General features: G+C 61.5%; 26 protein-coding genes. 13 read left to right on the top strand and 13 right to left on the bottom strand.

The annotated features are described in order from the left end of the window. Positions 1–41 precede the first annotated feature (41 nt). Positions 42–1700 carry an ABC transporter permease gene (locus R1W01_RS11620; RefSeq protein WP_297756804.1) on the bottom strand — a complete coding sequence of 553 codons (1659 nt, stop codon included), beginning with the start codon at positions 1698–1700 and terminating at the stop codon, positions 42–44. 85 nt (positions 1701–1785) lie between these two features. On the opposite strand from R1W01_RS11620, the gene R1W01_RS11615 reads away from it, so the two are divergent. Beyond that, positions 1786–2658, top strand: a complete 873-nt coding sequence (locus tag R1W01_RS11615; RefSeq protein ID WP_297756802.1) for a hypothetical protein — start codon at positions 1786–1788, stop codon at positions 2656–2658. A 15-nt stretch (positions 2659–2673) separates the two neighbouring features. Here the strand turns inward: R1W01_RS11615 and R1W01_RS11610 are convergent, their stop codons facing one another. Further along, entirely contained in the window at positions 2674–2931 is a 258-nt protein-coding gene (locus tag R1W01_RS11610) for a DUF2312 domain-containing protein (protein ID WP_243612037.1), read from the bottom strand. 179 nt (positions 2932–3110) lie between these two features. Between R1W01_RS11610 and R1W01_RS11605 the strand changes: the two genes are divergently transcribed. Next, the gene (locus R1W01_RS11605) at positions 3111–3326 is read left to right on the top strand and encodes a hypothetical protein (RefSeq protein WP_243612038.1); all 216 of its coding nucleotides are present in this window, start codon (positions 3111–3113) and stop codon (positions 3324–3326) included. On the opposite strand, the gene R1W01_RS11600 is transcribed toward R1W01_RS11605, so the two are convergent. The 3 genes from R1W01_RS11600 to R1W01_RS11590 all read right to left on the bottom strand — a co-directional run bounded on the left by R1W01_RS11600 (position 3323) and on the right by R1W01_RS11590 (position 6142). Next, positions 3323–5416, bottom strand: a complete 2094-nt coding sequence (locus tag R1W01_RS11600; RefSeq protein ID WP_297756800.1) for a 3-hydroxyacyl-CoA dehydrogenase NAD-binding domain-containing protein — start codon at positions 5414–5416, stop codon at positions 3323–3325. The genes R1W01_RS11605 and R1W01_RS11600 overlap by 4 nt on opposite strands. A 151-nt stretch (positions 5417–5567) precedes the next feature. After that, entirely contained in the window at positions 5568–5783 is a 216-nt protein-coding gene (locus tag R1W01_RS11595) for a hypothetical protein (protein WP_243612040.1), read from the bottom strand. 29 nt (positions 5784–5812) lie between these two features. Continuing rightward, complete coding sequence (locus R1W01_RS11590; protein ID WP_243612041.1) at positions 5813–6142, bottom strand: TraR/DksA family transcriptional regulator; 330 nt, start codon at positions 6140–6142, stop codon at positions 5813–5815. A 133-nt stretch (positions 6143–6275) separates the two neighbouring features. Between R1W01_RS11590 and R1W01_RS11585 the strand changes: the two genes are divergently transcribed. The 4 genes from R1W01_RS11585 (at position 6276) to R1W01_RS11570 (ending at position 8645) form a co-directional block, all read left to right on the top strand. Further along, positions 6276–7139 carry an MBL fold metallo-hydrolase gene (locus tag R1W01_RS11585; RefSeq protein ID WP_243612042.1) on the top strand — a complete coding sequence of 288 codons (864 nt, stop codon included), beginning with the start codon at positions 6276–6278 and terminating at the stop codon, positions 7137–7139. A 110-nt stretch (positions 7140–7249) separates the two neighbouring features. Next, complete coding sequence (locus tag R1W01_RS11580; protein WP_243612223.1) at positions 7250–7675, top strand: YeeE/YedE family protein; 426 nt, start codon at positions 7250–7252, stop codon at positions 7673–7675. Then, positions 7675–8109, top strand: coding sequence for a DUF6691 family protein (locus tag R1W01_RS11575; protein WP_243612043.1), 435 nt, complete (start codon positions 7675–7677; stop codon positions 8107–8109). Before R1W01_RS11580 ends, R1W01_RS11575 begins: the two co-directional genes overlap by 1 nt. A gap of 98 nt (positions 8110–8207) precedes the next feature. Then, entirely contained in the window at positions 8208–8645 is a 438-nt protein-coding gene (locus R1W01_RS11570; RefSeq protein WP_297756796.1) for a TIGR01244 family sulfur transferase, read from the top strand. Here R1W01_RS11570 and R1W01_RS11565 read toward each other — a convergent pair. The 5 genes from R1W01_RS11565 to R1W01_RS11545 form a co-directional block, all read right to left on the bottom strand. Further along, a complete protein-coding gene (locus R1W01_RS11565; RefSeq protein WP_297756794.1) occupies positions 8634–9728 on the bottom strand; it encodes a hypothetical protein in 1095 nt (364 codons plus the stop codon). The two genes, R1W01_RS11570 and R1W01_RS11565, sit on opposite strands and share 12 nt — an antisense overlap. Before the next feature lie 68 nt (positions 9729–9796). Then, a complete protein-coding gene (locus R1W01_RS11560; protein WP_297756792.1) occupies positions 9797–12487 on the bottom strand; it encodes an ATP-binding protein in 2691 nt (896 codons plus the stop codon). 6 nt (positions 12488–12493) lie between these two features. Continuing rightward, complete coding sequence (locus R1W01_RS11555) at positions 12494–12760, bottom strand: hypothetical protein (protein WP_243612047.1); 267 nt, start codon at positions 12758–12760, stop codon at positions 12494–12496. Beyond that, a complete protein-coding gene (locus R1W01_RS11550) occupies positions 12757–13125 on the bottom strand; it encodes a response regulator transcription factor (protein ID WP_243612048.1) in 369 nt (122 codons plus the stop codon). The genes R1W01_RS11555 and R1W01_RS11550 overlap by 4 nt, the downstream gene beginning before the upstream one ends. Positions 13126–13481: 356 nt before the next feature. After that, a complete protein-coding gene (locus tag R1W01_RS11545) occupies positions 13482–14792 on the bottom strand; it encodes a helix-turn-helix domain-containing protein (RefSeq protein ID WP_297756790.1) in 1311 nt (436 codons plus the stop codon). A 217-nt stretch (positions 14793–15009) separates the two neighbouring features. Here R1W01_RS11545 and R1W01_RS11540 point away from each other — a divergent pair, with 217 nt between their 5' ends. The 5 genes from R1W01_RS11540 (at position 15010) to R1W01_RS11520 (ending at position 20247) form a co-directional block, all read left to right on the top strand. Beyond that, on the top strand, positions 15010–16362 hold the full coding sequence (locus tag R1W01_RS11540; protein ID WP_297756788.1) for a substrate-binding protein: 1353 nt from the start codon (positions 15010–15012) through the stop codon (positions 16360–16362). 128 nt (positions 16363–16490) lie between these two features. Next, positions 16491–17522 carry a branched-chain amino acid ABC transporter permease gene (locus R1W01_RS11535; protein WP_243612051.1) on the top strand — a complete coding sequence of 344 codons (1032 nt, stop codon included), beginning with the start codon at positions 16491–16493 and terminating at the stop codon, positions 17520–17522. A gap of 3 nt (positions 17523–17525) precedes the next feature. Then, complete coding sequence (locus R1W01_RS11530; RefSeq protein ID WP_297756785.1) at positions 17526–18710, top strand: branched-chain amino acid ABC transporter permease; 1185 nt, start codon at positions 17526–17528, stop codon at positions 18708–18710. Positions 18711–18723: 13 nt separating this feature from the next. After that, a complete protein-coding gene (locus R1W01_RS11525; protein ID WP_243612053.1) occupies positions 18724–19479 on the top strand; it encodes an ABC transporter ATP-binding protein in 756 nt (251 codons plus the stop codon). 12 nt (positions 19480–19491) lie between these two features. Further along, positions 19492–20247, top strand: a complete 756-nt coding sequence (locus R1W01_RS11520) for an ABC transporter ATP-binding protein (RefSeq protein WP_243612054.1) — start codon at positions 19492–19494, stop codon at positions 20245–20247. A gap of 154 nt (positions 20248–20401) precedes the next feature. Here the strand turns inward: R1W01_RS11520 and R1W01_RS11515 are convergent, their stop codons facing one another. Beyond that, on the bottom strand, positions 20402–21088 hold the full coding sequence (locus R1W01_RS11515) for a thiamine diphosphokinase (protein ID WP_317275235.1): 687 nt from the start codon (positions 21086–21088) through the stop codon (positions 20402–20404). A 132-nt stretch (positions 21089–21220) separates the two neighbouring features. Here R1W01_RS11515 and R1W01_RS11510 point away from each other — a divergent pair, with 132 nt between their 5' ends. Further along, positions 21221–23125 carry a hypothetical protein gene (locus tag R1W01_RS11510; protein WP_317275234.1) on the top strand — a complete coding sequence of 635 codons (1905 nt, stop codon included), beginning with the start codon at positions 21221–21223 and terminating at the stop codon, positions 23123–23125. Between the two features lie 63 nt (positions 23126–23188). On the opposite strand, the gene R1W01_RS11505 is transcribed toward R1W01_RS11510, so the two are convergent. Both R1W01_RS11505 and R1W01_RS11500 read right to left on the bottom strand, forming a co-directional pair. Continuing rightward, positions 23189–23428 carry a DUF2842 domain-containing protein gene (locus tag R1W01_RS11505; RefSeq protein ID WP_243612057.1) on the bottom strand — a complete coding sequence of 80 codons (240 nt, stop codon included), beginning with the start codon at positions 23426–23428 and terminating at the stop codon, positions 23189–23191. A 13-nt stretch (positions 23429–23441) separates the two neighbouring features. After that, entirely contained in the window at positions 23442–24737 is a 1296-nt protein-coding gene (locus tag R1W01_RS11500; RefSeq protein WP_297756780.1) for an adenylosuccinate synthase, read from the bottom strand. Between the two features lie 133 nt (positions 24738–24870). Between R1W01_RS11500 and R1W01_RS11495 the strand changes: the two genes are divergently transcribed. Further along, positions 24871–25266 carry a DUF6524 family protein gene (locus tag R1W01_RS11495; RefSeq protein ID WP_243612059.1) on the top strand — a complete coding sequence of 132 codons (396 nt, stop codon included), beginning with the start codon at positions 24871–24873 and terminating at the stop codon, positions 25264–25266. The last annotated feature ends 76 nt before the right edge of the window (positions 25267–25342 follow it).

Here is a 25342-nt window from a genome sequence, read left to right as displayed (position 1 = left end):
GGATTTACGGTGAAAATCTCAGGCCTGCAAGTCTAAATCCGCTATCGGTTTGCCCGTGCGAGAAGAGCAACGGCACAAAGCCCGACGAGCATGATCAAAACCGCGCCAGGGCTTGCATCCCCGAGGTTTTCAAGGCTCGCCTGATCGTGGACCTGTGTGGCAAGCGTATCAAAGTTGAAAGGTCGCAGAAGCATGGTCGCAGGCAACTCCTTCACGCAATCGACAAAGACCAATAGCAAGGCCGAGCCGATCGTGGTGCGGATCAGCGGATAATACACATCGCCAAGCACCTGCCCTTTCGTGCGTCCAAGCGAGCGCGCCGCCATGGCAAGGCTCGGCGTCACACGCCCCATCGCACCATCCGCCGCCCCTTGCGCAATGGCAAAGAAACGCACGCAATAGGCAAGCACGATGGCAAAGGACGACCCGGTCAAAAGAAGCCCCATCGACTGACCGGTGAGCGCCTCGAGGGAATCGGCAAGGTGATTGTCGAGAAGCGCCAAGGGAATAAGGATACCGACCGCAAGAACGGCACCCGGTGCCGCATATCCAATCGTGGTCAACGGCAAAAGCAACCGTGGCATGCGACGCCCCGAGAGCCGCACCCCGTAGACAAGGAAGACCCCCGCCGCCACGGTGATCACCGAAGCCAGACCGCCCACCATGAGCGTATTACCAAGCGCGCGGAGCAACATCGGATCGCTCCACCGTTCGAAATTCCCGATGGCATGCGAGGTGATGACACTGATCGGCAAGACAAAACCAATGAGGAACGGCATCAGACAGGCCAAGGTCGCGATCCATTTGGCGCCCCCATGAAGCTCTGTCGGCTCGGGCCGGCGTTGGCGCGTTGTCATACTGAAATAACGGAGTTTGCGGCGACTGACCTTCTCCATGGTCACCAGCAAGATCACCAAAGCAAGGACAACACAGGCAAGCTGCGCCGCGCCGCCCGCATTGTTGCTTTCAAGCCAGACGCTGAAAATGCCGGTGGTCAGGGTTTGCACGGCAAAATAGTCGACAGTGCCGAAATCATTCACGGTTTCCATCATGACAATCGCCGTGCCTGCGGCGATTGCCGGGCGTGCCATCGGAAGGCCGACGCGCCAGAACCGTTCAAAGGCCCCCGCCCCGAGCGAGCGCGCGACCTCTTCGCCTGCACCGGATTGCTCGCGGAATGCGGCGCGCGCAAGGATATAGACATAAGGAAATAGCGACGCGGACAAGACCAGGATCGCCGCGCCGAGAGAGCGGATTTCCGGGAACCAATAGTCTCGGGCGCTCTGCCAACCAAACAGCGTGCGCAGCCCCGTCTGCACCGGTCCGGCATATTCGAGGAAATCCACGAGCGCATAGGCCCCGACATAGGCCGGGATCGCCAGCGGCAGCAAGAGCGCCCATTGCAGCCAGCCGACGCCCGGAAAGCGGTATCGGGTCACGAGCCACGCCGCCACCGTCCCGATACTCGCAGCAACAAGCCCGACACAAAGCATGAGAACAACCGTGTTGCGCATGTATCGCGGCAGGGTCGTCGAGATCAGGTGCCCCCAGATGTTCTCGGTCGGATTGAGCGCCAAAACGACCACCGCGGCGATCGGAAGCAGCACGATCGCGGCAATCACCAGCGCCCCGATGGACCAGATGCTTGGTACCCGGATTCGGAAGGGGAACGGCCCCGAAAATGACTGCGACAGTTTCATGCGCCCCGTGTTGCCTGAATCTGGTTTCACTGTCCAGAAACGAAGATATAATGAGACGCTGATAGCAAAGGCCTTCCGAAACGCAATGCAGATAGTCCTTCACGCAGGCGCCCATTTCACTGACGATGACAGGCTCTTGAAATCCTTGGGGAAAAACCGGGACGTTCTGGCGGCACGCGGTGTTTCCATTCCCAAACCGCGAAGCTATCGCAACAAGTTGCGTGGCTTCCTGCATGACCATCTGATCGACGAAAGCGTGCGCGAAGACGTGCTTTCCGACCTCAAAGACCCAAGCGTCAGCGAACCGGACCGCATCATTTTCTCCAATAGCAGCTTCTTTTGCGTGCCGCGCCTCGCGATCCGCAACAATGCCTACTATCCGCGTGGCGAGGAACGGCTGCAGGATTTCTGCAGCATCTTCCACAGTGACGAGGTCGAGATCTTCTTTGCGATCCGTAATCCGGCCACGCTCCTTCCCGCATTGCTCGATGGCACGCCGGACGACCGTATTGACGATATCACCGGCGGCTCTGCACCGACCGCGCTTCGCTGGTCAGAAATGATCCACCGTGTGCGCCACGCCCTGCCCAACGCCTCACTGACGGTCTGGTGCAACGAAGATACGCCGCTGATCTGGGAGCAATTGCTGCGAGAGCTTTCGGGAGTCGAACCGACTCAACCGCTGGATGGGGGCAACGACCTTCTGCATGAAATCATGACAGTCGAAGGGCTCGAGCGGTTCGATGCCTATGTCGAGAAACACCCCGGCCTGACCGAGATGCAAAAGCGCCGGGTCATCGCCGCCTTCCTCGATAAATTTGCGATTGAGGAAGAGCTTGAGGAAGAATTGGACATCCCCGGCTGGACCGAGGATGTCGTCGACGCCCTGACAGATATCTACGACGAGGACGTCTATGAAATCGCGCGGATGCCCGGGGTGACCTTCATCTCCCCCTAGGACGCCGCGCCGCGCTCACATCCCGAGCGCTTCCTTGTACATCTCGAGAACCGCTTCTTCCTCGGCAATGTCGTCCTTGTCGCGCTTGCGCAACGCCACGATCTTGCGCATCACCTTGGTGTCGTACCCGCGCGCCTTGGCCTCGGCCATGACTTCCTTCTGTTGGTCCGCAAGGTCCTTCTTCTCGATCTCGAGCCTTTCGAACCGTTCAATGAACTGGCGCAGCTCGCCAGCCGTCACGCGATAGCTTTCATCGCTTGGATTATCGCTCATTGAGCACTCCTATGGGATTGGCCGAAGCGGATCGGCAATGGGAACGAAGCCGCAACCTATCGCCCTCCCTGCGGCGTCGCAAGCGGCCAAGAGCCCCGCCCGCGCGAAAATTTGCCCGCTTGCCCAATCCGGGCCCATCGGCTACGTCCTGCGCAATCAATGCCTGAAGGAATGAACGCATGGAATGGCTGGTTTGGGGCGGGGCAACCGTCTCGCTCGTGGGGCTTTGTGGCCTCGTTCTCTCGATCGTGCGCGTCGCGCGCGCCCGCAAGGCCGGCCTGTCGGACGAAGAGCTGCGCGCTGCCGTTCAAAAGGTTATGCCGCTTAACCTCGGTTCGCTCTTCCTGTCGGTCATCGGCCTGATGCTGGTGATCCTCGGCATTTTTCTCGGCTAAGCGTTCAGCGCATCAAAGCCCTGCCCGGCCTTGAACAAACTGTCAAAGACGGGCTCTGGCGACCAAAACACGCCGTCTTGCGCTGCAAAGCTCTCGATGTCCCTCTGGATGATGCGCGGGCCGATAAGGTCTGCCGCCTTCATCGGACCGCCGCGCCACCGCGGAAACCCGTAGCCGTGCACCATCACCACGTCGATATCCGACGGGCACCGCGCCACGCCAAGCCGCAAGAGCCGCGCTCCCTCATTGACCATCGCAGCAAGGCACCGGCGCTGGATCTCGTCCGCCGAGATCCCCTGCGCCTGAATCCCCTTGCTTTCGCGTTCGGCCCGAATAAGCGCGATCACTTCGGGATCCTTGCGCCCTTGCGGGCTCTCGCTGTCATAAATGTAATACCCTTTGCCCGCGGCCTTGCCAAAACGCCCCGCCTCGCAAAGCCGGTCCAAGATGGCAACCTGCCGCCCCTCCGGCGCACCGCGCTCCGCCATCGCCCGACGCAGCGCCCAGTCCTCCCGAAGACCGTCGCGGTCAAGCCGCTCGAATGGCCCCATCGCCATGCCATAGGCGCGCATCGCCTCATCTACGAGGTAAGGCGTCGTCCCGTCCTCGACCATGAGCTCGGCCGCATGACGACACGCATCAGCCATCGCACGTCCGATATGCGCCGTCGCGCCCCCGACCCGGACAGGAATTTTTCTGATCTGGCGCAAGACACCCACCAACGCAGCCACCGCATCCGCCGAGGCCTCGCTGGGCACGATCACCTCTGCCACCCGCTGAAGATGCGCTGGCGTCCCGATCCCAAGCCCAAGCACAGACCCCGGATCGCCGGTCTGCTTTGCAATCCGGCTGACATCATGGCGCATCGTCGTAGTGACAAGCACCGCGCCCTCCGGCACCACGGCATCAAGTTGATAAAACACCTGCTCTTTTTCGCGTAGGTCATCTGCCACCGCTTCGATCACCAGATCGGCCTCTGACAGGGCAACGAAATCTGTCTTGCCATGTATCCGCATCATGCGTTCGTCGCGCAGTTGCCCCCGGAGGCGCCCCTGCGCCACCTGTCGGTCGAGATAGGCATTGATCTTGCCAAGACTGTCGCGCAGCGCCGGGCCATTGCGCTCGATCAGGACCACATCGAACTCGGCCTCGAGACAGGCAAGGACAAGGCCCCGCCCCGCGGTGCCGCCCCCCACGATCCCGACCTGCGCAACGCGCCTTGGCCTTGCGCCATCAAGCTCTGGAAACTTGGCGGCCCGCCGCTCGGCAAAGAAAACGTGCCGCAAGCTCGCAGCTTGATCCGAACGCACGCAATCTTCAAAGGCCGCGCGCTCAAAGGCCATCCCCATATCGAAGGATAATAGCTCGGCCGCCTCGACGCATTTGACGATCTCCCCCGGCGCGCGGTCCGGACGGTCCGCGACCACTTCTTTGCGAAGCGTGATCGCCCTCTGATACGCGGCGGGATCGTCAAACCCTTTCCGACAGTCCCGCGTCGGCCTTGGCCCTTTGCCCTGCGCCAGGAGGCCCCGCGCAAAGGCAATCGCCTCGGTCTCAAGATCGCCATGCACGATCTGGTCAATATAGGGCGCCGCCTCCTTGCGTGTGACGCCGATCGGGCGTCCGGACAACATGAGGTCAAGCGAGTCCGCCGCTCCGGCTAGGCGCGGCGCGCGCTGCGTCCCGCCCGCACCGGGCAGAATGCCAAGCGTCACCTCCGGAAAACCGATCCGCGCGCGCTCTGAGGCGATACGATAATGCGCCGACAAGGCCAGTTCGAACCCACCGCCAAGCGCTGTGCCGTGAATGGCCGCCACGACCGGCTTCGGACAGGCTTCGATCTCGTTGCAAAGCCCCGGCAGCCATGGATCGGCTGGCGTCTCGCCAAACTCGCGCATGTCCGACCCCGCCGGAAAGGTGCGCCCAGCCCCAAGGATCACGATCGCGGCCACCTGTGGATCGGCTATGCCGCGACGCAGCCCCTCAGCCAATCCCTTGCGGACGTCCGCGCCAACCGCGTTGACCGGCGGATTGCGGATCGCAAGCACCGCGATCCCTTCCTTGACCTCGTAGCCGACCGTCTCTCCCATGTGCCGCTGCCCTCCCGGACACACTTTCACAAAACCTTAACCTTATCTTTAGGCGGACCGCCCTTTCACGCAAGCCTGCAATAGAAAAGGCGCCCGCAGAAACCTGCGCGCGCCCGGTGTGATACGATTCAGAACCGATCTTGTGTTGGCGTCAGACCGGCATGTTGTCGAAGGAGTCTTCGACCTCCTCATCCACGAGCTCAAGATCGAGATTGCGCAAATGCGCAGGCACGGCGCCGCCTTTGGCGCGAATGTTTTCAAGCGCGCGATGGAGCTCTTGATGCAACGCATAGCGCGCATCCCCCTCAGCAGTCGCGATCTTTGCTTCAAGCGATTTGGCTTTTTCCAAAAGGTCTTCAATGGTCACGGCGGGATCCTCCTCAATCTGTCCCAATGTCACCGCGCGACGGCTGCCGCGCAATCTTTGCACAATGGCGCATCCGGAAGCACATCCAAACGTTCAGGCGAGATTTCGTCGCCACACCGGACGCAAATGCCGTATTCTCCATCACGTATCCGCTTTAATGCTGCACGAATACGCAGGATTTCGTCTTGCCCGCTTTGCCCAAGCTGTTCGAGAACCTCGTCCCCTTCCCGCTCCACGGCAGCTTCTTCCCAGTCTTTGGAGGGCGGATTGTCCAGTTCGTCTTCGATCTCGTGAAGACGCGTATCCAACTCCCGAAGACGGTCCATAAGCGCGGTCTTGCGTGCTTCGATATCAATCATCGCGTGTTCCTTCAATTGCCGAAACACCCTGTCATGAACACTTCAAGATGGCATTGACATAGGTCAACCGTCAGTCGCCCCTTGCGACACATGCGCAAAGCCTTATATGTTCCTTCGAAACGGAGGTAGCGACATGAACCCTGAAGTCACCGCATTCTTTGACGACGCCACGAATACGATTTCCTACGTCGTGAAAGACCCGCAAGGCACCTCTTGTGCCATCATCGATAGTGTCCTCGACTTTGACTATTCCTCGGGCCGCACAGATACCAAATCCGCAGATGCCGTGATCGCGCATGTGCAGAAGGAGGGGCTGACCGTGGAATGGCTCCTCGAAAGCCACGTCCATGCCGACCACCTCTCGGCCGCGCCCTATATTCAGGAACGCGTCGGCGGCAAGATCGGCATCGGAGATCGGATCAAGATCGTGCAGGACACGTTCGGCAAGGTCTTCAACGAGGGCACCGAATTCCAACGCGACGGGAGCCAGTTTGACCAGCTTTTCCAAGAAGGCGACAGCTTTCACATCGGCCAGCTGCGCGGCGACGTGTTGCACACGCCGGGCCATACGCCCGCCTGCCTCACCTATGTGATCGGCGACGCGGCTTTTGTGGGCGATACGCTTTTCATGCCCGATTTCGGCACCGCGCGCTGCGATTTCCCCGGCGGCTCGTCCGAGACGCTCTACAATTCGATCCAGAAAATCCTCGCCCTGCCGGATGAAACCCGCATCTTCGTCGGCCACGATTACAAGGCGCCGGGCCGTGATGAATACGCATGGGAAACCACGGTCGGGGAACAGAAGGCCGCGAATATCCATGTCGGCGCTGGCAAGGACAAGAACACCTTCGTGGAGATGCGCGACACCCGCGATGCCACCCTCGCCATGCCCAAGCTCATCATCCCCTCGCTGCAGGTCAACATGCGCGCGGGCCAAATGCCCGAGCCCGACGAGCAGGGCGATGTCTTCCTCAAAGTGCCGGTCAACAAACTCTAAGGACCACCCCCAACAAGACGGCGCATCCACCGCGAACAGGGATGCGCCGCGCTTTCTCATCGCTTCGGCGGTGCCAAGGACTGAAAAAGGAAACGCATATGTTTGACTCCATTCCCGCAGACTGGATCTGGGGCCTGATCGGGGGCCTAGTGATCGGCACCGGCGGCGCGGTTTACCTCCTCGCCAATGGTCGCATCATGGGCGCAAGCGGTATTCTCGGCGGGCTCGTCGATGGGTCTGGCCGCAATAGCGCGGGCGAGCGCCTCGCCTTCCTCGCCGGGGTGGTGCTTTTGCCAATCCTCCTCAACCCGATCTACCGCCCCTTCTCCACCCATGCGAGCGAGAACCTCGCGGTGCTGATCTCGGCAGGACTTCTCGTTGGCATCGGCACACGCATCGCCAATGGCTGCACCTCTGGGCATGGAGTCTGTGGCATCTCGCGCTTTTCCCTGCGCGGCATCGTCGCAACGGTGTTCTACATCCTCGCGGGCGGCCTGACCGTCCTCCTGTTCCGTCACATCCTGGGGGTCATCTGATGCAGCGCAAGATCTTTGCTTTTCTCGCTGGGGGCCTCTTTGGCGCAGGCCTGTTCATCTCCGGCATGACCGACACCAAGAAGGTGCAGGGCTGGCTTGATGTCTTTGGCGACTGGGATCCGACACTGGCCTTCGTCATGGGCGGGGCGATCCTGCCGATGCTCATCGCTTGGCGCCTCACACAGGGCCGCAAACCGCTTGTCGGCGGCACCTTCCCCGAGCGCGCCAAGGCGGAAACGGATTCCGACCTTGTCGTCGGCTCGGTCCTCTTCGGCGCAGGCTGGGGGCTCGCCGGCCTTTGCCCCGGCCCGGCCATCGCTTCGCTAAGCTACGGCGGCTGGCCCCATTGGGTCTTCTTCGGCGCGATGCTCCTTGGCATGGCCCTGACCCCTGCCCTGCGACGCGCGGTCGATGGGCGCGGCTCTGCCGCCTGACACCAGCCCGAGACCACCGGCAGGCGTTCTCCCCACCGGAGGCCGCCTGTTGCAAAAGCCTCGTTGCAGGCCTTTCTCGATACGGTATAGAAGACCATATGGACGCGCGTAAAATCACCGATAGCTATTTCGTTGCCCCGCAAATCGCGGTGGAAGACATACCTGCCCTTGCCGAGGCCGGATTTACCCGGATCATCTGCAATCGCCCGGACGAAGAAGTGCCGCCAGAGCTTCAGGCCGACGCCCTGCGCGCGGCCGCAGAGGCCGCGGGTCTCGCGTTCGTGCTAAATCCGGTCTCGAATGCTGGCATGACCCCGGACAACATCGCCCTTCAGCAAGACGCGCTGGCGACGGAAACCGGCAAGACGCTGGCCTATTGCCGCTCTGGCACACGGTCGACCTTCGTCTGGGGCCTCGCCAATGCCGGGGTTCTCGCGCCCGAGACCATTCTCACCGCCGCGGCAGAGGCCGGCTATGATCTCTCGCCGATCCAGCCCTATCTCGAAGCACAGTCACAGGGTGACTCAGGCGGGTAACGCCTCTGGCAGGTCCGCTTCATCCAACAAATCATCGAGATCCTCTAGCGGGTCTTCCGCCGAAGGCGCGACAGGCGCATCAAGGCCCTCTGCTGCGTCAACCTCCTCTGCGACCGCCACCGCCTCAAGCGGCACCTCCGCCACATCCGGCGTCTCCGAAAGTGCATCGCGCAACGACGGCGCGGGGGGCTTCGATGTCTCCAGGACCGCCTCGTCGCGGCTCCGGTCTTGCCCGGTCCTAAGCCGCACGGCACGAAAACCATGCAACTGGCCAAGCGTGACCGAAAGACCGCCGCCGTCGCCCCCCATCTCGAGCCGCGCCTCCTTGAGGGCACCCGGCGGGAGGGCAATCATCTCTCCAACCTGCAACCCCTGTAGCCGCGCCAACGGCAAGGGTACCCGCGCCAGCACCGCATCGAGCGTCGCCTGCGCCGTCAACACACCCGCACGCAGGCTCTCGCCCGGGGGGACCGGGGTCTTTTCCTCTTTCTCTGCGCATTGTGGGGCCTCGACCTTGTCGGGAAAGGCAAAAACCATCCGCCCTTCCCGCACGCCCCCCATGAGCGCCACGTCCAATTCGAACACATGGTAAAGCCCCTCATTCAACGCCAGAACAAGCGCCCGCGCGGCGCCGACCATCGCTCCGAACCCATAGCCACAGCCCCAAGGCCCCCCGCCATCCGCCACGAGCGCCTCGCTGAACCGCGCAAGGCAATCGTCTAGCAACGGGGCAAGGAGCGCCGCGTCTACCCGGGTCGCCGCCCGCGCCACATCGGCCCGCGGCGGGATATGACCAATCGTCTGGTGCTCGACCAAGCCACCAAGCAGCGCCATGTCGAGGCCGAACCCGGCCCCGGGGCGCCCTTCCAAGAGGGCAAGAAAGCCGCTTCCGTCAAGAAGCCCGCGCACCTCTTCGAGCGGGCGCAGGGATTGATGCACCGCCCGCACCTCAACCGACAAGCCAAGCCTGCGGTCCGCTGCGGTCTCCAACGCGCGCCGCAACTGGCGCGCAACCGGAAGCCCCGCACCGGTTTTCGGCGAGGTCATCTTCTGCAGGATCGATGGTTTGGCGGTCTCAGGCATGGGTCATGGCATTCTGCGTCATGCCCAATCCTTAACGCGCCTGGGTTACCAAGCCCTTTACAGGCCTGTCATTGCGCGGCCATTGCGCTTGATGCTGGCAGGATCACACGAAACGCCGCACCGCCCTGTCCCGGCAGATAGCTGACCGATCCCCCAAGCCGCGCCATGATCTCGCGACAGATCGCCAGCCCAAGCCCCGCCCCGCCGGCACGCATCGCGCCAACGCGGGCGAATTTCTCGAAGATCACCGCTTGATCGTTCTTCGATATCCCCGACCCGTTGTCGATGAAATCAATCAAAATGGTGTCATCACGATGGGTCACCCGAAGCACGAGTTCGGGCACCTCCGCGTCGCAATATTTGCGCGCGTTCGAGATGAGATTGATAAACACCTGGCTAAGCCGGTCGAGATCCGTGCTAAGCAGCACCGTTTCCTGCGCCGTGTCGCGGCTGATCTTTAGGCCCTCTTGCCCGCTTCCCGTCAGCGCCGAGGCAATCGCATGGTCAAGAACCCGCGAGAGTTGTCCTTGCTGGATATTGAGGTTCACCTGACCGTTTTCCAACACGCTGAGGTCAAGAAGATCATCCAAAAGCCGCGTCAAGCGCAGCGCTTCATCATGGATGATCGAGGCGTATTTGACCTGCTCCGTCTCGCTAAGCTTTTCGCTGTCCCGCAGGATTTCCGAAAACGCCCGGATCGACGTCATTGGCGTGCGCAATTCATGACTCACCTGACTGAGGAAGGCGTCTTTCTGAACCGAAATCTGCTGTAGCTTCTCGTTGGCCTGCCGCAATTGCCGCGCCGTGCGCGCCTGCTCTTCGGATTTCGCCTCAAGACGGTTGGAGTATTCCATCATCTGCGCCGTCTCATCCGCCACCGCAAGCAGGTCTTCCACCGAGACAGAGGCGCCGCCGACAATCTGCCCGATCATCGCATGCGCCGTTGCCGTGCCGACCGAGCCGGACAACGCGCGTTCCAGCGCCTGTAGGAAGTCCGGCGTGGTGTCCGGGAGATAGCCGCTCACACCCTGCCGCCTCGCTTCGCTCTCAAACAGTGCCTGCGCCTCGCGCGCCCCAAGGATACGCTGCGACATGATCATCAGGTCTTCGCTCTGCGCCGCATTCCCGCTCCAGCTTTGCGGGGTTGAGCTATGTTCATAGACGTTGACGAATTGCGCGCCCTGCAAACGCTCAAGCGGCGTCGGGAAGCCGAGCATGGAAGCAAGCACAAAGCTCAACCCGTTGAGAGAGATAGACCACAGGATCGCGTGCACCATCGGGTCGATCCCCTCGATCCCGAATAGCGCCTGTGGACGCAGCCAGGACCAACCGAACAGCCCCTCCTGCATGATCTGTGTCGGCATGAGCACATCCGGGCCGAAACTCGGCAGAAGCAGGCAATAGACCCAGACCACAAAGCCAACGCTCAGCCCCGTGAACGCGCCAACCCGCGTTGCCCCGCGCCAGAACACACCGCCAAGAAGCACCGGCAGAAACTGCGCCACCCCGGCAAAAGAGACAAGCCCGATCGAGGCCAACGCCGCGCCGCCGCCGGAAAAGCGGAAGTAGAGATAGCCCAGCACCACAACCCCCGCGATCGAGAACCGCCGCGCCATGATGACCACGTTGCGCACGTCGCCCGACACCATCGCACCGCTGCCCGTCAACGAGAGCCAGATCGGCATCACGATATGGTTCGAAACCATCGTCGAAAGCGCCAAGGCCGCGACGATGACCATGGAGGTTGCCGATGAAAACCCACCAATAAAGGAAAGCATCGCAAGCCCCTCCTTCCCCATGGCCAAAGGCAAGGTCAGGACAAAAAGGTCTGGGTTCGACCCTTCCGGCAACAGGTCAAGCCCAGTGACGGCAATCGGCACCACAAACAGGCTCATCACCATGAGATAGGCCGGAAAGGCCCAGGACGCGGTGCGCAGATGGCCCTCGTCATCATTCTCGACCACCATGACCTGGAACATCCGCGGCAGGCAGAGGAAGGCCGCCGCCGACAGAAAGATAAGAGACGCCCAGCGATCGCCCCGCATCTGCCAATGTCCGATCTCTGACGCATCAATGCGCGCCATCATTTCATCGACACCCCCGACAACGCCCCAGACGACGAAGGCCCCGACGCACAAAAGCGCGAATAGCTTCACAATCGCTTCGACCGCAATGGCGATCACGACCCCATGGTGGCGTTCATTGACATCAAGGTTGCGCGTCCCGAACAGGATCGTGAAAAGCGCCAGACCCATCGCTACGAGAAGCGCCGTGGAATCCATATCGGCCAGCGCGCCATTGCTCTCGGAGGCATCGGCAAACACCGAGAAACTGAGGGTCACGGACTGAAGCTGCAACGCGATATAGGGCGTGGTGCCGATCACGGCGAGCACCGTGACTCCGATCGCCAACAGGTTCGATTTGCCATAGCGCGACGAAATCAAGTCGGCGATGGAGGTGACGCGCTGCGTGCGTCCGATCCGCACCAGTTTGCGCAGGCACCACCACCAGCCGATCATCACAAGCGTCGGACCGATATAGATGGTCAGGTATTCCATCCCCGAGCGCGCCGCATACCCAACCGCGCCATAAAACGTCCAAGCGGTGCAATAGATCGAAAGGGAGAGCGTGTAGACCAACGGCGATCGCAACCAGCCGCCCTGCCCCTGCCGCGCCGCGCGCTCGGCACCAAAGGCCACCGCGAACAGGAAAGTCACGTAAACAAGGCAAACCGCGACAAGGATATTCATTGTCGCCATGGCGGCCTACCCGTCCTTGCGCTCAAGATCGAGCCCCGAGCGACGCAGGAAAAGCGACACAACCGCACTCACCAAGACCATGAAGAACCAGACCCCGAATATATAGATGATGGCTTCGGAAGTGGTCACCGAACTGTCCGGCCCACTTGGCCAGAGCAGCGGCACCGCCCAAAGCAGGCCGCCAATCAAGGGAAGAATGCGCAGAAAATCAACAAGGCGACGGCCACGATAGCCCTGCCGCTCGAGGAAGAGAGGAGAGCGTCCTTCGCTCACGTCTCGACCAACTCGCGCACCGCCTCCAGCATCTCTGCATTCGAGAACGGTTTGGTCATAAAGCGATTGACCCCGGCCTTTTCGGCCATCTCACGATCCTTGAGCTGTCCCCGCGCCGTCAGCATCATCACCGGCAAGTCCCCCGGCCCGAGCTTTTCGCGCAGCATACGCAGGATATCGAGCCCGCTTTTGCCCGGTAACATCACATCAAGGATGAGTAGGTCCGGCGGCGCGCCTAGCACGACATCGACCGCGTCATGTCCATTGGAATGGGTGGCCACGGCCCAGCCATCCCGCGAAAGAATGAAACTGATGGCCTCAATGATATTCGGCTCGTCTTCAATAAGAAGAACCCTTTTGCCCATACCGCTTGCCCTCCCCGACACGCGCTGTGCGTCTTATGTAGTCTGGCGATCTTATGCACAGGGTCCGTTAATGTCCACGCCTCAGTTCCGCAGGTCTCGCAGCTCACAAGGCACCTGGGCGCAGGAATAGTGGTTCTATTTCAAAGCCATGCAACGACGTAAGGCGCGAACCCCGCGAAACCCGAAGGGGCCAGGGGAAGGCTCGGCCTCAACTGCGTGCTTTTCCTGTCATACCACCCGGCCGTGACTGCGCAAAGCAACCCTCTGATCTCGCGCGGTTTTCGGCGCTGAGGCGTGGCCATCCCAAAGGCCCCGCGCCTGTTGGTCCTGGTAGAAAAAAGCAGGCCAAACCACAATCAGAGACCCTGTATGAGGATCGAAGGCTCCCGGCGCCCTTCGCAATCGACGCTCGGACAGACCCGACAGCTCGACCCAACCTCGCGCGCCTGCGCGACCGCGCGTTCCATCGGCACCACCAACATATAAGAATGATAGAGCGGATCTTCGTTGAACGCGGCCGTGCCGATGGCCTCCGTCACGGCAAAACACTCAAACGGTCGCGCCTCGCGCCCGGTGACCGTGACCTCCTGCCGAATTGGGCGCAACGGACGGTTCAACGCTTGGAAAAGCGGCCATTTCGGACAGGCGGCACTAAACCGCGGCACCGGAAAACCCTCGACTGGCTTGCGCAGCATCAAGGTGCCGGACCCATCACACATCACAAGCCCAAGAGACTGCGGCAAGAGCGTGTCCGACAAAATCGCGAGCCGCCGGAAGACGGTGGCCATCGACACCCGGAAATGATGCATGATCTGCGTGAACTCCATGCCGTGCTGCTCAAGCACGCCCGACAATTCGTCCCGCGGCATCACCCGCGCATCGGCCCGCAACTGACGCAGCGCCGCCAAGGCGAGATCGCGCGCGCCCTGCGAGGTCAGCTGCGGCTGCTCTGCGATAAAGGCCTCGAGGTCAAGCTGCGCCTCCGCATCCGCCTCTTCGAACTGCGGAAAGTGATAGCGGTGCGCCGCAAGCATCGCCTCAACCTCTTCCATCGGTGAGGTGAGGCTCGCCCCCACGTCCCCGGCTCCGTCGAGGTATGACACAAGCTGCTGGGTGCTCTCGGCAAGACGGCGACTGTCCTCGTTGAGGTTGCGCTGAAACCGCTTCTCCCATTCGGGTTCGATTTCCTGCGTTTCGGCAAGGATCGACGCGGTTGACCGGATTGCCGTCACCATCGTCAGAACCTCATGCATCGAGGTCGCAAGATGAGGGTCATGCGTAAGCCGGTCGGTCAGCGTCGCCGCCACCCGCTCCAGCGAAGCAATCCGCCGATGGTTCTCGACCACCAACTCCGCCCAGCCCGGAAACCGCCCCGCGAATTCGTCGATCCGGTCAAGCTCGGGCTGCGCGCGCCCCGTGCCCGCTGCCGCCTCACGCAGCGTCGCGATCATCGCCGCTTCCGCGCCTTCGCTGAGCAAAGAAGGCTCAACACCCAATACCTGCGCAATATCTACAAGGAGTTTGCCGCCGATTCTGCGCCGGTTGTGCTCGATCAGGTTGAGGTAGGACGCCGAGATCCCGACCTCCCGCGCCAGTTCCGATTGACGCATTCCCGACATCGCGCGGCGCTCGCGGATACGGCTTCCGGTCAAGGTGTCACGAGCCAAGGGCATTTCTCCGTTATTTCAACAGCTTTCCGCAACGCAGAATAATTTCTTTACAATGCATACCATGGTATTGTGGATTACTTTACAAAAAAATTGTTGCTTTGAAAGCAGTTGTTGCGAAATTTTCCATCCCTCCCTGATAATGACTTTGCACATCTGTGCGTTTGGCCTGCGGAAGAGGAGCCGCGTGCCAAGATTTACAAAATGGGAGGATTACATGTCCAAAACCACTATGACACGTCGCGGCGTGCTCAAGACCGGTGCCGTTGCTGGCGCGGGTGTTGCGCTGCCGACCATCTTCACCGCCAGCTCGGCGGCTGCCTACACCAACGAACCGACCGGCTCGACCGTGAAATTCGGCTTCAACGTGCCCCAGACCGGCCCCTATGCCGACGAAGGCATGGACGAGCTGCGCGCTCAGGAGCTCGCCATTGAGCACATCAACGGCATGGGTGACGGCGGCGCGCTGAACACCTTCAGCTCCAAGGCTCTTGGCGGCGACGGTGTTCTCGGCAAGAAGGTCGAGTTCGTCACCGGCGACACGCAGACGAAATCGGACGCAGCCCGCGCATCGGCCAAGTCGATGATCGAAAAAGACGGCGTCGTGATGATCAACGGCGGTTCGTCCTCGGGCGTGGCCGTGGCTGTTCAGGGTCTCTGCCAAGAGGCAGGCATCATCTTCATGGCTGGCCTGACCCACTCCAACGACACCACCGGTAAGGACCGCAAGGCCAACGGTTTCCGTCACTTCTTCAACGCCTACATGTCCGCTGCCGCTCTGGCACCGGTGCTGGCGAAAGAATACGGCAAGGACCGTCGCGCCTATCACCTGACCGCCGACTACACCTGGGGCTGGACCCAGCAGGAGTCGATCGCGGCCGCAACCGAAGCCATGGGCTGGGAAACCGTCAACAACGTGCTGACCCCGCTCGCCGCAACCGACTTCTCGTCCTACATCGCCCCGGTTCTGAACTCCGGCGCGGACGTGCTGGTTCTGAACCACTACGGCGGCAACATGGTCAACTCGCTCACCAACGCGATTCAGTTCGGCCTGCGTGACAAGATGGTCAACGGCAAACAGTTCGAGATCGTCGTTCCGCTCTACTCCGAGCTGATGGCGGCTGGTGCCGGTGAGAACATCAAAGGCGTTTACGGTTCGATGAACTGGAACTGGCAGCTTCAGGACGAAGGCACCAAGGCATTCGTGCAGTCCTTCGGCAAGAAGTATGGCCGTCCGCCGTCCAACTCGGCTCAAACCTGCTATGCCCAGACCCTGCTCTATGCAGACGCCGTGGCACGCGCCGGTTCGTTCAACCCCTGCGCCGTCGCAGAAGCCCTCGAAGGCTTCGAATTCGATGGTCTCGGCAACGGTCCGACCCTCTACCGCGCAGAAGACCACCAGTGCTTCAAAGACGTGCTGGTCATGAAAGGCCGCGACAACCCGACCAACGAGTACGATACGCTCGAAGTGGTCGAGAAGACGCCGGTCGATCAGGTCACCTACGCACCGGATCACGCAATGTTCGGCGGCGCCGAAGCATCGCTCGGCACCTGCAACCCGGGCGCCTGATCCTAGCGACACGCGGAGTGGCGGGCGGGTTTTCCGCCCGCCACTTTCCGGCAAGCGCCAACGCCGCGACAGGGACGCAACAGATGTCCCAATGAGGCGCCTTTCCCAATAGTCAAATGGTGGGGACCATGGACGCAATCATCCTTCAGATTCTGAACGGGCTCGACAAGGGCTCGGCCTATGCGCTGATCGCGCTGGGGCTCACACTTATTTTCGGCACGCTCGGTGTTGTGAACTTCGCACACGGCGCGCTGTTCATGATCGGCGCGTTCTGTGCCGTCACCCTCTCGAAAATCCTGACAATCAGCTTCGAGACCATCGACCCGACGCAAAAGGACTTCCTCGGCAATCCGCTGGTTGTGAAGACCCCTTATGTCGAGGCTTGGTTCGGCCCCGAGTTCGGCGCCTCGTTGATCGACTGGGCGGTGCCGCTCTCGATCCTGTTCTCGATCCCGATCATGATCGCCATCGGCTTCATCATGGAGCGCGGCCTGATCAAACATTTCTACAAGCGCGAGCACGCCGACCAGATCCTCGTGACCTTCGGCCTCGCCATCGTCCTGCAGGAAGTGGTCAAATATTTCTTCGGCGCGAACCCGATCCCCACCGGTGCGCCCGACGCTCTGACCGGCGCGTTCGATTTCGGCACGCTGCTCGGCTTTGATCCCAACACGGTGATCTACCCCTACTGGCGTCTCGTCTATTTCTTCTTCGCAGCCGCCGTCATCGGCGGGGTCTTTGCCTTCCTTCAGTTCACCACCTTCGGCATGGTGGTGCGGGCCGGTATGGCAGACCGCGAAACCGTCGGCCTTCTCGGCATCAACATCGACCGCCGCTTTACCATCATGTTCGGCATCGCCGCCGCCGTGGCGGGACTTGCGGGCGTCATGTATGCGCCGATCAACTCGCCAAACTATCACATGGGCATGGACTTCCTCGTCCTTTCCTTCGTCGTGGTGGTTGTCGGCGGCATGGGCTCGCTTCCGGGCGCCGTGGCCGCAGGCTTCCTCCTTGGCGTGCTCGAGAGTTTCGCTTCGATGAACGAAGTGAAATCCATCCTGCCCGGTATCGACCAGATCATCATCTACCTGGTTGCAATCATCATCCTGCTCACCCGTCCGCGGGGTCTCATGGGCCGCAAAGGCGTGATGGAGGAATAAGCCATGCTCGGAATGAACAAAAAAGACACCAGCCTTATGATCGTGGTGGCGATCCTCGCCCTCGGCGCGCCGATCCTGCTCAACCCGTTCCCCGTCGACAGCGCCATGGCGCAGTTCAACGCGGGCTATCCGGACCTGATGCAGCGTTTCGCGATCTTCGGCATCTTCGCCATCGGCTTCAACATCCTGTTCGGCCTGACCGGCTACCTCTCCTTCGGCCACGCGGCCTTCCTCGGAGTGGGCTCTTACTCGGTCGTCTGGATGTACAAGCTGCTCGACTATAACGTTATCTGGGGCCTGCCTCTGGCCGTCGCGACGGCGGGCGTCTTCGCGCTCCTGATCGGCTATGTCTCCCTGCGTCGCTCGGGCATCTACTTCTCGATCCTGACGCTGGCCTTTGCCCAGATGTCCTTTAACCTCGCCTACTCGGTTCTGACCCCGATCACCAACGGCGAGACCGGCCTTCAGGTCTATACCGAAGACCCGCAGGTTCTCTTGGGGGCCACCGAAGCCAACTCGCCGCATCTCTTCGGTCTGGTGATGAACCAGTCAAGCAAGCTGACCATGGGCGGTTGGGAGTTCACCTTCAACAATGGCTATTACTTCTGTGCCGTGGTCCTGATGCTGATGTTCTACCTCGCGATCCGCATCTTCCGCTCGCCCTTCGGCATGATGCTGCGCGCGATCAAGTCCAACAACACCCGCATGGCCTACACAGGCCTCAACCCGCGCCCCTATGCGCTTGCGGCCTTCGTGATCTCGGGCATGTATGCCGGCCTCGCCGGTGGCCTGATGGCCGCGATGGACCCGCTCGCTGGTGCGGAACGGATGCAGTGGACCGCTTCTGGCGAAGTCGTGCTGATGACCATCCTCGGCGGCACCGGAACCCTGATCGGACCGGTCCTCGGTGCAGGCTTCATCAAGTATTTCGAGAACATCTTCTCGAAGATCAACGACAACATCCTGCACGGCTGGTTCAGCTTCCTGCCCGATGGTCTTGAGGACTTCGTTGTCTTCATCATCCACCCCTTCATCGGCAAGGGCTGGCACCTGACCCTCGGCATCCTGTTCATGCTCGTCGTGATCTTCCTGCCCGGTGGCCTCGTGGAAGGCGGTCAGCGCCTCAAGAAGCTCGTGAGCAAGAAAGACGACAACAGCAACACCGCCAAGACCGAACCGGCAGAATAAGGAGAATTGACCGATGGGTATTCTTGAAGTCAAAGACGTTGGCAAACGGTTCGGCGGCCTCCAGGCGCTCTCCGAAGTCAACCTGAGCGTGAAGGAAAACACCGTTCACGCCATCATCGGCCCCAACGGTGCCGGCAAATCGACGCTGCTCAACTGCCTCGTGGGCAAGCTTATCCCGGATACCGGCTCCGTCATGTTCGACGGCCAGTCCGTGCTCGGCCGCAAGCCCTACGAGATCAACCAGATGGGCATTTCCCGCGTGTTCCAGACGCCCGAGATCTTCGGCGAACTGACCGTCATGGAAAACATGCTGATCCCCTGCTTCGCCAAGCGCGACGGATCGTTCCGCATGCATGCGATTGAAAGCATGATGAACGAGAAGGATGTGGTCGAAAAAGCCGAAGCCATGCTTGTTGATATGAACATGGCGGACAAGAAGGACATGCACTCTGCCTCGATGTCGCGCGGCGACAAGCGCCGCCTCGAGATCGGCATGTGCCTTGCGCAAGAACCGCGCCTGCTCCTGCTTGATGAACCGACCGCCGGTATGGCGCGTGCCGATACCAACAACACGATCGACCTACTCAAGCAGATCAGCGACGAGCGCGACATCACCATCGCCATCATCGAACACGACATGCACGTGGTGTTCTCGCTGGCCGACCGGATCACCGTCCTCGCCCAAGGCACGCCCCTTGTCGAAGACGACCCGGAAAACATCCGCGGCAACCCGAAGGTGCGCGAAGCGTATCTCGGCGAGACGGCATAAGGAGACCCTGCCATGAACGTCAAACCCGACTTCTCCAAGGGCCACAATCTGGCCGAAACCGCCCCCGCCTACCTCTCTGTGTGGAACATGGAGAGCTACTACGGCGAGAGCTACATCGTGCAGAACATCTCGTTCAACGTGCACGAGGGCGAAATCCTCGCCCTCCTTGGCCGCAACGGCGCGGGCAAGACCTCGACCTTGCGCTCCATCGCCCGCATGGATAGCCCGCAGGTCACGCATGGTGAAATCTGGCTCGACCACAAGCCGCTGCACCTGATGAAAAGCCATGAGGCCTCGGCGGCCGGGATCGGCCTTGTGCCCGAAGATCGCTGCATCATCCCCGGCCTCACGGTCGAGGAAAACCTGCAACTGGCACAGATCGCCCCGCCCATCGGCTGGTCACTGGATCGCCTTTACGAACTCTTCCCGCGCCTCGGTGAACGCCGCAAGCAGGAAGGCGTGACGCTCTCGGGCGGCGAACAGCAGATGCTCGCCATTGCCCGCGCGCTGGCCCGTGACATCAAGGTGCTGCTGCTCGACGAACCCTACGAAGGCCTCGCCCCGGTGATCGTTGACGAGATCGAAAAGACCCTGCGCATCATCAAGGAACAAGGCATCACCACCGTCATCGTCGAACAGAACGCCGTGCGGGCGCTCGAACTGGCGGACCGTTCGGTGATCCTCGACACGGGCGGCATCGTCTTTGACGGCTCTGCCGACGAAGTGCTCGCCAACGAAGAGCTGCGCTCCGAATATCTGGCCATCTAAGGTCGGATATCCCGCTCCCTCCACCTGTTGCTTGCATTCGGAGGGGGCGGGTTCCTACTCCCGGAAACGTCCCAAGGACCTTCCCCGATGTTCGGCTATTGTGTATCCGCCGAACTCGCTCCCTGTCGGGCCGGTCTTGTACCGGCCCGCTTTTTTAGCGGGTCCAGCCCGCCTCGGTCTCCAAAAGCGCCGCCACCACAAGATCAAGACAGGCGCGCGGCACCATCACAAGCATCTTTGCCGCCGTCATCTCAAGGACCACCGGCCCGTCCGCCACGTTCGACGTGCCAATCCGGCCATCCGGCGCAAACCGAAGCCCCTCAATCGGCCAACGCAAGCCGTCTGAGCGCCCCTGCACCTCCCCCATCGGGAAAAGCGACACCCGCGTGCCTGCCGCAAGCGGTAGCGTGATATGCGGAGGCGCCAGGAACACAAGATCCTCTCCCCCGATTAAGAGACACCGTCGCTCTGCATGGCGCACCAACGCATTATAGCACGCCAACTCATGATCGATCCGCGCCCCTGAAAACCCGACGCCAATCACCAACGGCGACCGGATATGGCGCAGCGCCTTGTCGAAATCCGTACTGTCCTGTTCGTCGATCCGAAGGATCCGCGCCGCGCCGGTGTCACGCCCTTCAAGGCCCGCACTACTGTCCATATCTCCGATGATAAGCTCCGGCTCGATGCCCGCATCCAGACAGGCGATCCCGCCACCATCTGCCGCCACAACACGTCGCGCATGCCCCCGTGCGAGCGCAATGTCGCCCAGATCGAGACGTCCGGCCCCGACCAGTGTAATTGGTTCCAAATCTTCAACAATCTCGGAGGATACAGTCAATTCTTACCCTTTATTAGCAAGTTCGCCACAAATTGGCCCAGAAATGATACGCTGCATTGCACAGAATCGGTCAGCTTTCGTCTTGCCTTACGTGGTAAACAGAACGCCGAGTAGTTCAAAGGACCCGCTTCTATGGTTACGAATAACAAAGTTTTGACGGTCTCGTATGGGACTTTTTCATGCACCCTCGAAGGGTTCGACGACTCATTTGATACGATGAAGGCGATTGCCGAGTATTTCCGCGATCTTGCCGCCGACGACCGCTATTTCGGGGCCGAACCGCCCACACCTGATGCCGAGATGCTCGCTCGTATTGCCGAGCGCGAGATCGAACGCCGTGTCAGCGCGCGCACCGAAGCGGGTGCCATCTATCTGAGCGCGAACAATAAAGGCGTCGCAGAGGCCGCTGCCGACGTGGCGGCGGACACTCCGCAGCCCGACCTCGAGACGCCCGAAGAACCGCAAGCCGAGGCACCCGCCGACGCACCGGAGGAAACGCCGCTCGAAGAGCAGGCCGAGGCAACGCCCGACGTCGCAGAGGTCGAGGACGCGCCCGAGGTCGAAGCCGAGCCCGAGGTCGAAGTCGAGGACGTGACCGAAGAAATCCTCGAAGCTGTGCAGGCCCAAGCCCCCATGGACGAAGCCGGTGCACCTGAGGACGACATCGAAGACACCGCCGAAGGTGAAATCGCTGCCGACGACGTCGTCGAAGCGGTCGAAGAGACGGCCGAGGTCATCGCAGAAGACGAGGCCGACTTCGCAGACGCCGAAATCGTTGAACCGGAAAAGACCTTCGAGGCCGAAGACGATAGCATCGCAGCCAAGCTTCAGCGCATTCGCGCCGTTGTCTCCAAATCCGCACAAGAGCCGGACGAAGAGGACTTTTCCGAGGATGAGCACGCCGAGAGCTTCTTGGCCGACACCCGCCGGGAAATCGAATCCGTTCTGAAGCTGGACGACGAAATGGCCGCCGCCGCGGTTGAGGACGATGTGGAAAGCGTCGCCGAAGACGCCATGCCGGACGCCGACCCCGCCCCGCGCGAGGTGCGCGCCCGCGTGCTGCGTCTCAAGAAGTCCGATTTCGAAGCCGCCGTCTCAGACGGTCTTCTCGAGGCCGAGCCAGAAGAAGAAGACACCGACGAAATCGCCGAGGCGGAGGCGGCCCAAGCCGCCGACGCGCAGGACATGCCGACAAGCCTTTCTCCGGAGGACGAGGCCGAGCTTCTGGCAGAACTGGCGCAGGTCGAGGCCGAACTGAACCGGAGCGACGCCGCCGCCGCGGAGGAAGAGGCCGCCCCCGTCGCTCCGAAACGTCCCAAAGCGCTCTCGGAGGCTGGCACTGACATGTCGCGCCTGATGCGCGAAACCGACAACCATATGGACGAACCTGAAGGCAACCGCCGTCGCCAGGCCATCGCCCATCTGCGCGCCGCCGTCGCGGCCACCAAGGCCGAAAAGAAAGCCGGGGACGCCAAAGACGCCGCGGACGAGACCGAAGCCTATCGCGAAGATCTTGCCTCGGTGGTCGGTGAGACGCCCAAGCGCCCCGCCGGTCAGCGCCCTGCCCCGCTCAAGCTCGTCGCCGAGCAACGTGTCGATGACAGCCCCCAAGAGGAGGACGCCGCCCCGCAAGAGGCCGCGGAAGCGCCGCGCGCGCCCGTGCGTCCGCGCCGCGTCTCCGCAACAGAACGCAAGGAGGCCGACCCCGCGCCGCGCAGCACTGCGCCGGTCGCTGCGGCAGCCGCCAGCGCGCAAGACTTTGCCGACTTCGCCGAGAACATGGGGGCCACACGTTTGCCCGACGTGCTCGAGGCGGCCGCGGCCTACCTGACATTCGTCGAGGGCCGGGAGAAATTCTCGCGCCCGCAGGTGATCCGCATGGCCCGCAATGTCGACGAGGACAATTGTTCGCGCGAGGACACGCTGCGTTCCTTTGGCCAACTGCTGCGCGAAAAGAAGATCGCCAAGCTCGAGGGCGGCCGCTTTACCGCCTCCGACTCCATCGCCTTCAAACCCGAAGAGCGCGCGGCCGGCTGATCGCCCGCCCCGGCGGAAACCAAAAAGGCCTCCCAAGCGGGAGGCCTTTCTATTTGGTCGCGATCACGACAGGTCCTGATCCGGATCTTCCGGGTCGGGCTGTCCGATCCCCTTGAAGATCGGCTTGAGCGGAAAGACCCAGATCACGCCAAAGAAGACGTAGATCGCGAACTCAAGCATCACCGGCAACTGCCAGAGCGACAACCGGCTCAGCACGCCCCAGGCGACCCCGAGATAGACCGGAATCCCCACCAGCAGGATCAACAATGCCCAGCGTTTGCGCGCCTTGTAGCTCAGTGCCATGATCGCCCTTTCCTCAATCCGCGAACGGGTCGGTGACGAGAATCGTATCCTCACGCTCCGGCGAGGTGGAAAGTAGGGCCACAGGGCACTGAATCAACTCCTCGACGCGGCGCACGTATTTGATCGCGTTCGCCGGAAGCTCGGCCCAGCTGCGCGCACCTTCCGTCGATTCGCTCCAGCCGGGCATTTCTTCGTAGATCGGCTTGCAGCGCGCCTGCTGGTCTGCCGCCGTCGGCAGATAGTCGAGGCGCTCACCATCGAGATCATACCCGACACAGATCTTCAGCGTCTCGAACCCGTCGAGCACGTCAAGCTTGGTCAGCGAAATACCGTTGATGCCGGAGATCGCACAGGTCTGCCGCACCAGCGCCGCATCGAACCACCCACAGCGCCGCTTGCGCCCGGTGGTGGTGCCGAATTCATGCCCGCGTTCGCCAAGGCGCTGCCCGTCATCATCGTCAAGCTCGGTCGGGAACGGCCCTTCTCCCACGCGGGTGGTGTAGGCCTTCACGATACCAAGCACATAATCAATCGAGTTCGGCCCGATGCCGACGCCCGTTGCCGCCTGCCCCGAAATCACATTCGACGAGGTGACAAAGGGATAGGTGCCAAAATCAATGTCGAGAAGCGCGCCCTGCGCCCCTTCGAACAGGATCCGCTTCCCCGCCTTGCGCTTTTCGTTAAGCGCCTTCCAAACCGGTGCCGCGAAAGGCAGGATTTTCGGTGCAATTTCCTTGAGTTGCGCCAAAAGCGCGTCGCGATCCACGGCCTCGATCCCAAGCCCCTTGCGAAGCGGATCATGATGCTGAAGGGCGCGGTCGACGCGCGCCTCGAGTGTCGCATCATCGGCGAGATCGGCAACCCGGATTGCCCGGCGACCGACCTTGTCCTCATAGCACGGACCGATGCCGCGCCCGGTGGTGCCGATCTTCGTGCCCTTCGAGGCCGCTTCTTCGCGCGCCCGGTCCAATTCGCCATGAATCGGCAGGATCAGCGGCGTATTCTCCGCGATCATCAATGTCTCCGGGTTGATCTCGACCCCTTGCGCACGCACGGTCTCGATCTCGTTCATGAGATGCCACGGATCAAGCACGACGCCATTGCCGATCACCGAAAGCTTGCCGCCCCGCACCACGCCAGACGGCAGCGCATGCAGCTTGTAAACCTTCGCGTCGATCACGAGCGTATGGCCCGCATTGTGACCGCCTTGAAAACGCGCGATCACATCGGCACGCTCGCTCAGCCAATCCACAATCTTGCCCTTGCCTTCATCGCCCCACTGGGCGCCCACGACGACAACGTTAGCCATATCCGGTCCTTTCAGAGGTCAAACCCGCGCCCTTTTAGCTGCGTTGTTCGGCGCGCGAAACCGCAAATGTGCCATGGCACTGGACAGCGGGCGCAAATTTTAGCAAACCATTGTAAAAGCATTTGGAGAGACAATGGGCTTGTTCCTGCGTTGGGTCTTTGCATTCATTCTGCTGGCCCTCACCTACAATCCCACCCAATGGAATTACGTCCGTTGGAGCCGGGGCAACTATCTTGAGGAGACGCCGCTGACGGTCCTTCTGGGGCTGCTCCTTGCGATTGGCTATATCATCTATCTGCGCGCCACCCTGCGCTCGATCGGTGGCTTTGGCATGTTCCTCGTGCTGTCTGTGGTCGGGGCACTGATCTGGGTGCTCTATGATTGGGAGATGCTCTCTCTGCAAAACCCTGACCTCAACACATGGCTCGGCATCTTCGCGCTGTCGGCGGTGCTCGGGATCGGTCTCGGCTGGTCGATCGTGCGCCGGATGCTCTCGGGGCAGTTCGATACCGACGACGTCGAACACTGAGCCCGCACGGACCGCGCGCGCCAGATTCCTTTCGGAAACCCGCTTGCCCCGCGCGGCAAACTTGCCTACATAGCGC

It is taken from the genome of Shimia sp. FJ5 (genome assembly GCF_032918335.1).
Classification (GTDB): domain Bacteria; phylum Pseudomonadota; class Alphaproteobacteria; order Rhodobacterales; family Rhodobacteraceae; genus Shimia; species Shimia aestuarii_A.
Note: the sequence above shows the minus strand (reverse complement) of the source record. Positions and strands in the feature narration are given on the sequence as shown.